A 13,204-nucleotide genomic window follows, 5' to 3' on the forward strand; every position below is an offset into this window, starting at 1 on the left:
TCCCTGTGGTTATGGATCCCTGCGTTCGAAGGGACGACGCCTTTGGCGTAGCAGCACCCTACTCCCCCGGCTTGGCCACGGCGGCAGAGCCGTGCCGCCGGCGGCGGTAGATCCACAACGCCACACCCCCCGCGATCGCAACCCCAACCACGGTCAAGATCCAGATGTGCTTGCCGACATGCTCATGATGATGCAGCCCGGCATATTCGTGCAGGGCCGACACCGCCAGCACGCCGGGCAGCACATGCGCGGGCGCCCAGGCCAGGATCGCGGGGATGTTCACCGCGTAGAATTTCGCCGGCGCCATGCCGAGCGCGCCGGCGGTCACCGGGACGAAGGCGCGGACCGGCGGCACGAAGCGGGCGAAGAACACGGCCCAGGTGCCGAAGCGGTTGAAGAAGCTCTCGCTCTCGGCGACCACGCGCGGATAGTTGGTCAGCGGCCAGGTGCTGAGGATCTCGCGCTGCCGCCGGTGCCCGATCCAGTAGGCCGACCCGTCGCCGAGCACGGCGCCGAGCGCGGCCGCCGCCAACACCCATGGCAGCTGTAGTTCGCCGCCCGGGACCAGGGCGCTCAGTGCCAGGATGATGGTCGAACCGGGAATCACCGATCCCAGCACCGGAACGGCTTCGAGCAGCGCCGCCAGGAAAAGGACCAGATAGCCCAGCCATGCATGGGCCGAGACGAAGGAGATGAGGGGATCGAGGAAGGACGTCACGTCGTCTCAGTGGCGGGCTGGAGCATTTGGAGTTCGGACCCTACCTAAGTAAGCACGTGCGGCAAACCTGCCATTTGGGCAGGCAGAGGCGTTGCCCCGCCCGAAATTCGAGCGGGATTCGCAAGGCAGCCCTCCAAAAACTGCGTTCCTTGCCTATCTAAATGAAAAGACGACGGAACTTTGATTGGAGGTCGGGCTTCTGCCGGCCCCGTGTCTCTGATAGGTTGCTTTCCAGCACCCAGCCGCAGCCAACGTGCGAATAACCGGTTTCGGGACCGCCCGGGACCTCGGAGGATTGATGACGACCGCCGCCCTGTCCAAAGTTGAGGAAGTTTCCGGTCTGCCCGACATGAAAGTGTCGGTTCGCCAGGTGTTCGGGATCGATAGCGATCTCGAAGTGCCGGCCTATTCCGAAGTCGATCCTCATGTGCCCGAAGTCGATTCCGACTACCGCTTCGACCGCGCCACCACGCTTGCCATTCTCGCCGGCTTCGCCCGCAACCGCCGTGTGATGGTGACCGGCTATCACGGCACCGGCAAATCCACCCATATCGAGCAGGTCGCGGCCCGCCTGAACTGGCCCTGCGTGCGCGTCAACCTCGACAGCCACATCAGCCGTATCGACCTCGTCGGCAAGGACTCGATCGTGGTCCGCGACGGCAAGCAGGTCACCGAATTCCGCGACGGCATCCTGCCCTGGGCGCTCCAGCACAACGTCGCGCTGGTGTTCGACGAATACGACGCCGGCCGCCCGGACGTGATGTTCGTGATCCAGCGCGTGCTGGAAGTCTCGGGACGCCTGACGCTGCTGGACCAGAACAAGGTGATCAAGCCGCACCCGGCGTTCCGCCTGTTCGCGACCGCCAACACCGTCGGCCTCGGCGACACTTCGGGCCTCTATCACGGCACCCAGCAGATCAACCAGGGCCAGATGGACCGCTGGTCCATCGTCACCACGCTGAACTATCTCAGCCACGACGAGGAAGTGGAGATCGTGCTGGCCAAGGCCAAGCACTATCGCAGCCAGGAGGGCCGCGACATCGTCAACAAGATGGTCCGCCTCGCCGACCTGACCCGCAACGCCTTCGCCAACGGCGATCTGTCGACGGTGATGAGCCCGCGCACGGTGATCACCTGGGCGGAAAACGCCGACATCTTCGGCGATATCGGTTTTGCTTTCCGGGTCACCTTCCTCAACAAATGCGACGAGCTCGAACGTCCGCTGGTCGCCGAGTTCTATCAGCGCTGCTTCAACGCGGAGCTGCCGGAATCGGCGGTGAACGTGGCGCTGAGCTGACGCAACCACGATGTCGTCCCGGACCAGCGAGCGAAGCGAGCGCCGATCCGGGACCCATAACCCCAGGCCCGCGTTGCGGCGCGAGCTGTCAGTTCCCGCCCTTCGTCAAACGACGTCCTGTGGTTATGGGTCCCCGCCTTCGCGGGGACGACGGTGAGATCGAGATGAGCACCACCCCCAACTCCAAATTCCGCAGCAACAAGGAAGCGCCGACCGAGCCGTTCAAGCGCTCGGTCGCCTCCTGCCTCAAGGCGATCGCCAAGACGCCGGAGCTCGACGTCAGCTTCGCGGCCGAGCGGCCCGGGCTTGCGCCGGGCAAGGCGCGGCTGCCTGAGCCGGCGCGCAAGATGACCAAGCGCGATGCCGCGGTCGTGCGCGGCCACGCCGATTCCATCGCGCTCAAGCTCGCCTGTCACGATCCCAAGGTTCATCGCAAGCTGATGCCCGGCAATCCGCAGGCGCGCGGCGTGTTCGAGGCGGTGGAGCAGGCGCGCGTCGAGGCGATCGGTGCGCGCCGCATGGCGGGCGTTGCCAAGAACCTCACCGCGATGCTCGACGACCATTTCCATCGCGGCAAGTTCGACGAGATCACCGACCGCGCCGATGCGCCGCTCGCCGATGCGCTGGCGATGCTGGTGCGCGAGCGCCTGACCGGCCTCGCGCCGCCGGCGGCGGCGAAGAAAATGGTCGATCTCTGGCGGCCGATCCTCGAAGACAAGATCGGCAAGCGGCTCGACCGGCTCGACGGCGTGGTCGAGGACCAGACCAGGTTCGGCGACGCCGTGCACGATCTGTTGTCGGCGCTCGAACTCGGCGACGAGCGCAACGCCGACAGCGAAGACAATGACGAGAACGACGAGAACCGGGACGGCGACAACGACCAGTCCGGCGCCGAAGGCTCGCCCGATTCCGACGCCGCGCAGGAGATGAGCGCCGACCAGGCGCAGGCGAGCTCGGAGGAGATGAGCGAGAGCGCGATGGAAAGCGCGCAGGCCTCGACTTCGGATACGTTCGAGGACGGCGAGCTCGGCGACGACGAAACGCCCGGCGAGGCGACGCGTCCGAACGCGCACGGCAAGAACGAGCCGCGCGGGCCGGAATATCATGCCTTCGCGCCCAAGTTCGACGAGGTGATCGCGGCCGAGGACCTCTGCGACCATGACGAGCTGGAGCGCCTGCGCGCCTATCTCGACAAGCAGCTCGCGCATCTGCAAGGCATCGTCGCCCGCCTCGCCAACCGGCTGCAGCGCAAGCTGATGGCGCAGCAGAACCGCGCCTGGGAGTTCGACCTCGAAGAGGGCATCCTCGATCCCGCGCGGCTGTCGCGCGTCGTCACCGATCCCTATCACCCGCTGTCCTTCATGCACGAGAAGGAGGCGACGTTCCGCGACACCGTGGTGACGCTGCTGCTCGACAATTCCGGCTCGATGCGCGGACGCCCGATCACGGTCGCGGCGACCTGCGCCGACATTCTCGCGCGCACGCTGGAGCGTTGCGGCGTCAAGGTCGAGATTTTGGGATTTACCACGCGCGCCTGGAAAGGTGGCCAGTCCCGCGAGGCGTGGCTTGCTGCCGGCAAGCCGGCCAATCCCGGCCGCCTCAACGATCTCCGTCACATCATCTACAAGTCGGCGGATGCCCCGTGGCGGCGCGCGCGAAAGAACCTCGGCCTGATGATGCGCGAGGGGCTCCTGAAGGAGAACATCGACGGCGAGGCGCTGGACTGGGCGCACAAGCGCCTGCTCGGCCGGCCCGAGCAGCGCAAGATCCTGATGATGATCTCGGACGGCGCGCCGGTCGACGATTCCACGCTGTCGGTCAATCCCGGCAACTATCTCGAGCGGCACCTGCGCCATATCATCGAGGAGATCGAGACCCGCTCGCCCGTCGAGCTGATCGCGATCGGCATCGGCCATGACGTGACGCGCTACTATCGCCGCGCGGTGACGATCGTGGACGCCGAGGAGCTCGGCGGCGCCATCACCGAGAAGCTCGCCGAACTCTTCAGCGAGACCAACACGGCGCCCACGCAAGCACCCGGTCGCCCGCGACGCAAATTGCATTCGTGAGCACGCGTTCATCCCGCCGCAGCTTTCTCAGGCACGCAGCGGCGGGATTCTCCACTCTCGCAGTCTCCCGCCTCGCGCGGGCGCAAGGCGTGGCCGAGCCGCCTCCGCGCGCGCTCCAGGTCGAGCACGCCGTCGCCGCGCCCGTCAGCGTCGAGGTCAACGCGCGCAGCATTCCCAATTTCGAGCCACGCGACCGTTCGCGCACGCGCTTCGGTTCGCTGGAATACCGCAGCGGCCTGGTGCTGACCTCGCCCTATCGCGGCTTCGGCGGCTTGTCGGGCCTCCGCTTCCTCGACGGCAAGGGCGAGCGCTTCCTCGCGATCTCCGACCAGGGTGGCTGGTTCACCGGCACCATCCGCTATTCCGGCCGCGAGATGACGGGCCTCGCGGACGTCGAGGCTGCGCCGCTGCTCGGTGCCGAGGGGCGGCCGATCACGGAGAAGCGCCTCTGGTGGGATTCGGAATCGCTCGCGCGCGACGGCAGCCTCGTCTATGTCGGGCTCGAGCGCGTCAACCAGATCCTGCGCTACGATTTTGCCAAGGGCGGCACGCGCGCCCGCGGCGAGGTGATCGGCGTGCCGCCGGCCTTGCGCAAGCTGCCCTACAACAAGGGGCTCGAGGCGATGGTCGTCGTGCCCAAGGGCAAAGACCAGAACATGCCGCTCGCGGGCACCCTGATCGCCTTCTCCGAGCGCGGCCTGGATGCCAACGGCAACCTCGTCGCCTTCCTGATCGGCGGCCCCACGCCCGGCCAGTTCAGCGTGCGGCGCACCGAGACCTACGACATCAGCGATGCCGTGCTGCTGCCCTCCGGCGAGCTGCTCATCCTCGAACGCAAATTCTCCTGGTTCACCGGCGTCAACATCCGCATCCGCTCGATCCCGCTGAAGTCGATCGCGCCCGGTGCGCTGGTCGATGGTCCTGCGCTGTTCGCCGCCGATCTCGGCCACGAGATCGACAACATGGAAGGCATCGACGCCCACGTCACGAGCGAAGGCGAGACGGTGCTGACCCTCGTCTCCGACGACAATTTCTCGATGCTCCAGCGCACCTTGCTGCTGCAATTCACGCTGGCGGAGTAGGGCCGCTGTCGTCTCTGCAAACCCCCGCTGTCGTCCCTGCCTAGTGCGCAATTGCGCACGGGGCGCAGGGACCCATACCGCGTGATCTATCGGGTCAGCAGATAGAAGTCCCGAACGACCAATCTTCGCCAAACCGCTCCCTGGGGTGATGGGTCCCTGCGTGCGCAGGGACAGCAGCCATTTTTGCGGCCGCGCTGTTGCGACCAGACGATTGCGGAAATGCACGCCGGGGCGACCCGCCATTCCCCCGTGCGCCTAGCAATCCGCGCGTCTCCCACTACACTCCCCGCATCGCCCCTCCATCTCCCGGAACTCCCCGCATGAGCATCCTGTTTTCCCCGATCAAGCTGCGCGGCCTGACCTTGAAGAACCGCATCGTGGTGTCGCCGATGTGCCAGTATTCGGCCGACGACGGCGTCGCCACCGACTGGCACTTCACCCACATCAACAATCTCAGCCTGTCGGGCGCTTCGATGTTCTGCATCGAGGCGACGCATGTGGAGGCGATCGGCCGCATCACGCCGGGCTGCCTCGGGCTCTACAGCGATGCCTGCGAGGCCGCCTTGAAGCCGATCCTCAATTCGGTGCGCAAGCATTCCTCCACCGCGATCGCGATGCAGCTCGCCCATGCCGGCCGCAAGGCCTCGAGCGCGCGGCCCTGGGATGGCGGCCAGCTGATTCCCGTCAGCGACGGTGGCTGGCAGACCGTCGGCCCGAGCGCGGTGCCGCACAAGGAGGGCGAGGCCGCCCCGCTGGCGCTGGATGCTTCGGGCCTGAAGCGCATCCGCGAGGCCTTCGTCGATTCAACGAAGCGCGCCGCGCGGCTCGGCATCGACGCCATCGAGGTGCACGGCGCGCACGGCTATCTCCTGCATCAGTTCCTGTCGCCGATCTCCAACCGGCGCACCGACGAATATGGCGGCAGCCTCGAGAACCGCATGCGCTATCCGCTGGAAGTGTTCGACGCGGTCCGTGCCGCTTTCCCCGCCGACAAGCCGGTCGGCATGCGGGTGTCGTCGACCGACTGGGTCGAGGGCGGCTGGGATCTGGCGCAGACGATCGAATTTGCGCGGGCGCTGAAGGCGCGCGGCGTCGACTGGATCGATGCCTCCTCCGGCGGCGTCTCGCCGCTGCAGAAGATCCCGCTCGGCCCCGGCTATCAGGTGCAGTTCGCGGACGCCATCCGCCGTGAGACCGGCCTGCCCACCATCGCCGTCGGCCTGATCACGGACGCCAAGCACGCCGAGGAGATCGTCGCATCGGGCAAGGCCGACATGGTCGCGCTCGCCCGCGGCATGCTCTACGATCCGCGCTGGCCCTGGCACGCCGCCGCCGCGCTCGGCGGCGAGGTCGAAGCGCCGCCGCAATATTGGCGCTCGCAGCCCTCGACACAGAAGGCGCTGTTCGGCAAGACCACGTTCGGCGCGCGGTAAGGGGACGCGTCGCGCCCCCTGCTTATGTGACGCAATAGCGGCGCCTCATCACCATTGTGGAGCGCGTTTTCGCCCCCTCGCTTCCCTGCTGCATCCGTAAACCTCCGCTGCTTCCACAGTCTCCAAAACTGGCCTAACCTTCCGCGCAGGCGAGGCAACGGAGGGCTGCCCATGCGTTATCCTGTCCGCAAAGCGGCTCACATCTTCGAGCGCGTCGGCCTCGCGATGGCCGGCGCGGCGTGCGGGCTGTTCATCGGCGCCTATGTCGGATCGGCCATTCCCGCGCTCACCACGCAGGGCTTCCTGCTGCTGATGATGCTGCTCGGCGGCATCGGCTTCTATCTCGGCATCGACACGCCGCAGATGCCGTTCGACGATGCACACAGCCAGATCGACGCCGCCGAATTCATGAGCGCCGCCGGCACGCTGTTCGCGACGCTCACCGCCTTCGTCTCCGTCGTCGTCATCGTGCTGCGGATCGATCCGCACATGCTCTGGACCTGGCTCGTCTTCGCCGGCTGGCTCGCCGGCGTCCTCATGCAGATCGTCGCGGGCGCCAAGGCGAGGATGCGGAAGTAGCGCGCTCTCTCTCTTCACCCTCCAGGGGAGGGTGAGCAAGCCGCCGGCTGCTATCCCTCAGAACACCACGCCCACACGCGTGCCGCGCTTCCAGGCGATGCGGCAGCGCTTTTTGGTGTTGACGTGCAGCAGCTCGAAGCGATCGGGGATCTTCACCTGGCCGCCGAGATCGACGCAGGCCCCGCCGGGCGAGTAGTCGATCAGCGTGCAGGGGATCACCGGCGCGCGCGGGTCGGTGATGATCTTGGCCTGGCGCGAGACCAGCCCTGCGGGTTTCACGCGGGCATATTTGCGTGGGAATTGCGGCACGTCTCCTCCAGCTCCGCAAGGTTTCGCGGCGTACTCGAACCGCGATGATGACGCGCAGAAGATGCGAACCGGCTAAAGCAGCGGCGAGAATTTTAATGAAAAGTAGCGGCGACGGAAGAATGTAGCGGTAGCCGGTCACCCTCCCCTGGAGGGGGAGGGTCGATCGCGCGCAGCGCGAGCGGGGTGGGGTGACCTCTCGACACGAACAGTGCCCGAGTGGAGAGATCACCCCACCCCGCTACGCGTTCCGCTTCGCTACACGCGTAGCGACCCTCCCCCTCCAGGGGAGGGTAAGCGCTCCCATCACCCCGTCGTGCTCTCCCCCGCCGGCTCCGCCCGCGGCTCCGCCGGCATCGGCACCGTCACGTAATCCTGCGGCATGTTCACCGGCCGGTAGTCCGGCTCCACGGCCATCCGCTTCAGCACGCTCTCATGCACATGCGCGCCTTCGGGGATGACGCGCGGCTCGCAATTGGGGATGTAGAAGCCGAAATAGACCTTCCGCGCCGGCCATTCCCTGTACCTGGCGTTCTTCGGCAGATACTCCAGCACGCGCCAGGCCGGCGTCATCGAATCGTGCAATTGGCCCGTCGTGCCGGTGTAGGCCGGCGCGACATAGTGGAACGGCGAGTTCTTGCGCGGAACGCCGAAGGCGAGCTGGTTCACCGTGCTCGGGTTGAACTTCAGCCCGGCCTTGGCGGCTTCCTCGATCATCCAGATCAGCGGATATTTCGAATCGCCGCTCTCGGCTTCCGGATAGCCGCCGCCGATGTCGCCATGCACGCCGGCGAACCACACCTGCAGAATGTCCTGCGGCACCTTCTTCTCGTCGGGCACGTAGCGGTTGCTCCAGAAGTCCTGCGGGTCGCGGTACTGCTTCAGGCGGAACATGCAGCGCCGCTCGTCGATCGCGATCGCCTGCCGGAAGATCCTGACGCTGGGGTTGCGCAGCGTGAAGGCGAGCTCCTCCAGGCTCGGCCAGAACAGGCGGTCGGGGCGCGGCACGATCACGCTCGCCACCGTGTCCCACACGCCGATGAAATGGATGGTCGGCCAGCGCGTCGAGGTGATGCGCGCGAACTGCGCGGCGAGGTCGAACGTGTCCTTCGGCAGCGGCCCGCTCTCGTCGCTCGCGACGCCCTCGACGTCTTCGACCGCGTTGCCGCGCCCGGTGCCGGAATATTGCTTGTAGGCGATGAGGCCGGAGCCTGCGAGGTTCGCCTGCTCCGGCGAGATCAGGCCGATCTTGTGAACGAGCCCCGCCAGCACCCGCACGGTATAGGCCCCGCGCGAGAAGCCGAACAGGTAGATCCTGTCGCCGACCGCATAATGCTCGACCAGGAAGCAATAGGCGCTGAGCACGTTGTCATCGAGCCCGTAGCCGGTGGCGAGCCCCAGCACCAGGTTGATGTTGGTCTTCCAGCGGTGCCAGGTCGAAGGCTCCGTCACCGTGCCGACCCCGGGATCGTAATACACCATCTGCCGCGGCGACGTCCTGTCGGTCTTGCGCAGGCAGCGATAGAGCTTCAGGACGTTGGAGATGTTCTCGCTGATCTCGTTGCCGGTGCCGTCGCAGCAGATGACGAGGTGTTTCGGATCTAGCTTGCGGTCGGTGGTGGCTGCGGACTCCATGGGAGGTGCCTCCGGGTGATGCTACCGGGGAGAGTATAGCGGAATTTGGGGAGGGCACGGTGACGCTGGAAAGCCTGTCGAGCGAGCACCAATGGCGAGGGCAGTGCAAAAAGCGCCCAAGCACGACCAAAGGTTGCGCGAATCGCAACTTTGGGTAAAAGTTCGATTTATTTTTTGACAAGCGTACAGGCGTATCTAAAAGGCGGTCGATTGATTCTCAACTTTCCCACGAAAGAGGTGAGGGACATTTGCGAGAAGCGAAGCGTGGCGGCAACGGCGCTTGGACCAAATGGAGCGCTGGAACTCGCTCAGGTGCTGGCCGATATCGATGCATGTACCAGCTTCTCCGAGTTTGCAGCAATTTACCCTGCTGCGATCGTTGACGTCAGTACCAGCGAGAAGGCTATCGGTCTTCCTTCTGGTTCTCGGCTGATCGTACGCTCGGGCCATCCGACTTACCCAGATCCGCCTCCCGAAGTTACCGATTGGGATCAAGTGACCAGAATACGAATCGTGTCGATCGAGACAACCAATGGCTGATCTTTCTTTTCGACCTGATTGGTTCTCTAAGCCCGGGGACACGCTGCTCACCTTGATGGAGCATCGCGAACTTACATCCGACGCCCTTGCGCAGAAGCTCGGTCGAAATATCGCGACTGTTTCGGGGCTTCTCTCTGGAAGTGTAGAAATTGATGGTGATTTGGCCGATGGACTGGCGAAGCATGTCGGCGGCACGGCTTCTTTTTGGTTGATAAGACAGTCACGATACGCGAGTGCGCTGGATCGAGCCACTAGCGCCGTTCCGAACGAGGCTGGAGATACGTGGCTCAAGCAATTTCCCCATAGTGATATCTCCAGCTATGGCTGGGTCAGTCCCAAACGGCGCGAAGATCGTCTTAAAGCATATCTCGCGTATTTCGGCGTCAACGACCCGCAAGAATGGACCGAAAGATACGCAAACCCGCTGGGCGTTGCTTTCAGGACCTCTCCATCATTCACGTCAAAGGCTGGAGCTCTTTCCGCATGGCTGCGACGGGCAGAGTTGGAGGCCGCTGCTATTCATACTGCTAAATGGAATCCACAGAGGCTTCGGCAGAAGCTGTTGGAGATACGTCCGCTCACGAGATCAAAAGCTCCGGCTCACTTCCTGCCGCGCATTAGACGAATATGCGCTGAAGCAGGTATTGCTCTTGTTTTCGTGCGTGCCCCCTCTGGATGCCGAGCGAGTGGTGCTACGCGCTTCTTATCGCCCAATAAGGCGATGGTCATTCTGAGTTTCAGGTACCTTTCGGACGATCACTTCTGGTTCACTTTCTTCCATGAGCTTGGGCACCTCCTGTTGCACGGGACATCCGCCACATTTATTGATGGTGGAATTGAACACATCACGAAGCAGGAACGCGAAGCAAACGAGTTTTCGGCTTCTGTTTTGATCCCGCCGGAGCGAAAGGACGAATTGCTTGATTTAAAACCAAGGACCGAGCGAGTGATCAAGTTCGCTTTTTCGCTTGGCGTTTCTCCCGGTATTGTAGTCGGGCAGTTGCAGCACAATAGAGTTATCAAGCCAAACCAGCTGAATTTCCTCAAGCGCCACTTTACTTGGGATCAAATATCGGCGGCGGCATCTAACCCTTGAAATGCTTAAATGCAGTAGGACTTTTCTGCCAATTGCAGATCGAGTCCTCCATCACCTGCATTCCGACACCGAGCCTTTGATCGAGTCTCTTCAATACATCGTCCACATCCGGCGGACTGCGCTTCGAATTCAGATCTCCATCGATCAGAAGCCGTCCGCCCCGCAAAGGGCCCGTCGCTCCTTCAAGATAGGCGGACCCCGGCGACATTGGGACTAAGTCTAAACGCCCGAGCAGTGCCAGGAAGTCGAATTTTGCGAGTCTTCCAAATCGCTCGATTCTCAGTTCACGATAAGCAGTGTCAAAAATAGTGTGCGGATCATTGCCGACCCTTCGTACGAGGTCGCGAAACCATTTTCCTGGCGATCCATCGACGGCCTGTATGAAGCTTCGAATTACCGCAAGCGTACCCGCTCGAGAGTCAGGTTTTAGGCTTTCATATTTTCGGTGGTTACCAAATGCACCGCCGATCATCTCGTGATTGGCGGCTAGCCACTTTCGGAACATGTCCGGATTCTCCGACACTTGCTTCCAAGTCCAATTTCGTTGGCCTAGTCCGGAGTAAATATCCTGCATACGGCGCCAGCCGAACCGTCCGTGTTTTCCTGTATGGGTGGCCAAAAAGATCAACCAGATGGCTTCGTCGAAATTGCCCAACTGCGCGTGAAGTAGGGCTGCTCTCTCCGGATCAAAGAGAGGACTAAATGGATCAGCGCGAGCAGCGTCGACTGGTCTGCTCTTTAGGATGCGGGTGTAGTCTATCCGACGTAAGCTGGCTATCATTTGCGTCGCGAGTGTCTTGCGGGCCGTTTCGTCGTCGATTCCGCGGAGTGGGTGGACCTTGTCCGAGAACTCCCGAAGTTCACGATCTAGTCGTTTGAGTTCGGCTTGACGCGATGGCCAGAGAATCGCCACTTAGGTACTCGCTTGTCCGCCAAACCGATCCTTCACGGGAAGGGTGGTTCGGTTATCAATGTAGTATTTATAGCAATCAGACGTCATCGCTTTCCGAAGATCAGCGATGGCGGCTTGGTTGCCTGTTGCTGCGAACACTTGCAGAAGTCGAATCAAGTCAGACCAATAGGAGTCTAACCCGAGTGCGCTCGCATCGGGCGCTCGGCCCGATCTTATTTCCTCTAACGCGCTCATTACTTTCGCTATGGATGGCCAAGGATCACCATTTGGCATTGGAGGCATCTCAATGCGCGATTGGAAGCCTTCTTCGGTGAGCCGCACGGCATCGTCGCGATTGTCGTCATACAGGTGCATGCTTCCCGCGAAGTGCCTGTATAGGCCTATATCGCAGCCTAATGTTCGAGCGAGAATTTCCTGTAGCATAGTGAAGCAGAATACGTCGTGCGGAAGGCCCTTGTACGCGTCGTTTGAGCGCATTGTAGTGATCATCTCCAATTTCCCGTCTCGTTGGAGGAATTGAAGAGTCGTAGTGCAGGGGATTTCCGGATGAGGTTCGCTCAGGTCTTCCGCATTGAATATCTGAATCAAAGCCCGTCGTGTCGTCGGGCGCTTGCTCAGCAAGTCGAGGACATTTGCGATTTGGTCTTGCCCTCTCTGTCGGAATAGTCGCGGACCGTAGCCGCCATAGACCGTTTCGCCGTCTTCGCTCTCCGATTTGTAGGCTGGAACGAATGGGACAATGAAATCTAGCTTGTTGTCCTTTGAGAGATACCACAGCAACTCGCCCAGCGCGCTGAATGGCTTGCCGCGCGTGTCGGTTCGGCTCAATCGTGCGCGCGGCTGCCTGATCTCGACCGTAACTCCGCGCAACTCAGTGTTGCTTCCCCGCGTTGCGCCATCGACCTTCGGCGCCGCAAGCAATTGCTGATACAGTTGAAGAAGGGCGTCATCGAGAGTGTCGGCAATGAATTCCATTAAAGCAAATTGGCCTGAAGGAGCCGCGTCGTAGATCGAGCGCTCAATGAGCAGCAACCCTAAGATGCTTAGCGAATCGGTGGCACGCAAGTGCCCTTTTGTCGGTGTGTTGGGCCGCCCCCCAGAAACAAAAACGGCCGGATCTTCCGATCCGGCCGCTACACAAACTCTTACTCGGCTAAGCCTACGCCACGCGACGCAACCTAGCCCCCGCCCAATTCTGAAATTTTAGCTCGCCTGCTTCGCCGGCGCGGTGTCGCCGACCTTCTTCTGGATGGCGCGCTTCAGCTCGAGGGCGCGCGGCGACAGGTTGTCGGCGTTGGCCTTGAGCAGGAAGGGATCGAGGCCGCCATTGTGGTCGACGCTCTTGACCGCGTTGGTGGAGACGCGCAGGCGCACGTTGCGGCCGAGCGCTTCCGAGATGAACGTCACGTTGACGAGGTTCGGCAGGAAGCGGCGCTTGGTCTTGATGTTGGAGTGGCTGACCTTGTGGCCGACGAGGGGGCCCTTGGCCGTCAGTTCGCAGCGGCGAGACATGGCAAAAATCCTTATCCTGAACCC

Annotated in this window: 13 protein-coding genes; 7 read left to right on the forward strand and 6 right to left on the reverse strand. The window is 62.8% G+C overall.

Annotated features, from left to right (window positions below; genetic code table 11):
• Positions 1-58: 58 nt before the first annotated feature.
• Positions 59-718, reverse strand: coding sequence for a DedA family protein (locus ABIG06_RS14315; RefSeq protein ID WP_370137236.1), 660 nt, complete (start codon positions 716-718; stop codon positions 59-61).
• 298 nt (positions 719-1,016) lie between these two features.
• On the opposite strand from ABIG06_RS14315, the gene cobS reads away from it, so the two are divergent.
• From cobS to ABIG06_RS14340, 5 genes are all read left to right on the forward strand, one after another.
• Positions 1,017-2,015: a cobaltochelatase subunit CobS gene (gene cobS / locus ABIG06_RS14320; protein WP_370137237.1), complete on the forward strand. Its 999-nt coding sequence runs from the start codon at positions 1,017-1,019 to the stop codon at positions 2,013-2,015.
• 164 nt (positions 2,016-2,179) lie between these two features.
• Positions 2,180-4,084: a cobaltochelatase subunit CobT gene (gene cobT, locus ABIG06_RS14325; protein WP_370137238.1), complete on the forward strand. Its 1,905-nt coding sequence runs from the start codon at positions 2,180-2,182 to the stop codon at positions 4,082-4,084.
• Positions 4,081-5,166: an esterase-like activity of phytase family protein gene (locus tag ABIG06_RS14330; protein WP_370137239.1), complete on the forward strand. Its 1,086-nt coding sequence runs from the start codon at positions 4,081-4,083 to the stop codon at positions 5,164-5,166. The genes cobT and ABIG06_RS14330 overlap by 4 nt, the downstream gene beginning before the upstream one ends.
• A 320-nt stretch (positions 5,167-5,486) precedes the next feature.
• Positions 5,487-6,599, forward strand: a complete 1,113-nt coding sequence (locus ABIG06_RS14335; RefSeq protein ID WP_370137240.1) for an NADH:flavin oxidoreductase/NADH oxidase — start codon at positions 5,487-5,489, stop codon at positions 6,597-6,599.
• A 171-nt stretch (positions 6,600-6,770) separates the two neighbouring features.
• Entirely contained in the window at positions 6,771-7,178 is a 408-nt protein-coding gene (locus tag ABIG06_RS14340) for a hypothetical protein (protein WP_124162749.1), read from the forward strand.
• Positions 7,179-7,235: 57 nt separating this feature from the next.
• Here the strand turns inward: ABIG06_RS14340 and ABIG06_RS14345 are convergent, their stop codons facing one another.
• Positions 7,236-7,487: a PilZ domain-containing protein gene (locus ABIG06_RS14345; protein WP_100179151.1), complete on the reverse strand. Its 252-nt coding sequence runs from the start codon at positions 7,485-7,487 to the stop codon at positions 7,236-7,238.
• A gap of 303 nt (positions 7,488-7,790) precedes the next feature.
• On the reverse strand, positions 7,791-9,119 hold the full coding sequence (locus ABIG06_RS14350) for a DUF2235 domain-containing protein (protein WP_370137241.1): 1,329 nt from the start codon (positions 9,117-9,119) through the stop codon (positions 7,791-7,793).
• Positions 9,120-9,269: 150 nt separating this feature from the next.
• On the opposite strand from ABIG06_RS14350, the gene ABIG06_RS14355 reads away from it, so the two are divergent.
• Together ABIG06_RS14355 and ABIG06_RS14360 are read left to right on the forward strand one after the other, a co-directional pair.
• Positions 9,270-9,659: a hypothetical protein gene (locus tag ABIG06_RS14355; RefSeq protein ID WP_370137242.1), complete on the forward strand. Its 390-nt coding sequence runs from the start codon at positions 9,270-9,272 to the stop codon at positions 9,657-9,659.
• A complete protein-coding gene (locus tag ABIG06_RS14360; RefSeq protein WP_370137243.1) occupies positions 9,652-10,755 on the forward strand; it encodes an ImmA/IrrE family metallo-endopeptidase in 1,104 nt (367 codons plus the stop codon). Before ABIG06_RS14355 ends, ABIG06_RS14360 begins: the two co-directional genes overlap by 8 nt.
• Here ABIG06_RS14360 and ABIG06_RS14365 read toward each other — a convergent pair.
• From ABIG06_RS14365 to rpmB, 3 genes are all read right to left on the reverse strand, one after another.
• The gene (locus ABIG06_RS14365) at positions 10,745-11,668 is read right to left on the reverse strand and encodes a hypothetical protein (protein ID WP_370137244.1); all 924 of its coding nucleotides are present in this window, start codon (positions 11,666-11,668) and stop codon (positions 10,745-10,747) included. The genes ABIG06_RS14360 and ABIG06_RS14365 overlap by 11 nt on opposite strands.
• On the reverse strand, positions 11,669-12,733 hold the full coding sequence (locus tag ABIG06_RS14370) for a thymidylate synthase (RefSeq protein WP_370137246.1): 1,065 nt from the start codon (positions 12,731-12,733) through the stop codon (positions 11,669-11,671).
• 138 nt (positions 12,734-12,871) lie between these two features.
• Positions 12,872-13,180: a 50S ribosomal protein L28 gene (gene rpmB, locus ABIG06_RS14375; RefSeq protein WP_028176922.1), complete on the reverse strand. Its 309-nt coding sequence runs from the start codon at positions 13,178-13,180 to the stop codon at positions 12,872-12,874.
• Between the last annotated feature and the right edge of the window lie 24 nt (positions 13,181-13,204).

It is taken from the genome of Bradyrhizobium sp. USDA 326 (genome assembly GCF_049739485.1).
GTDB lineage: Bacteria > Pseudomonadota > Alphaproteobacteria > Rhizobiales > Xanthobacteraceae > Bradyrhizobium.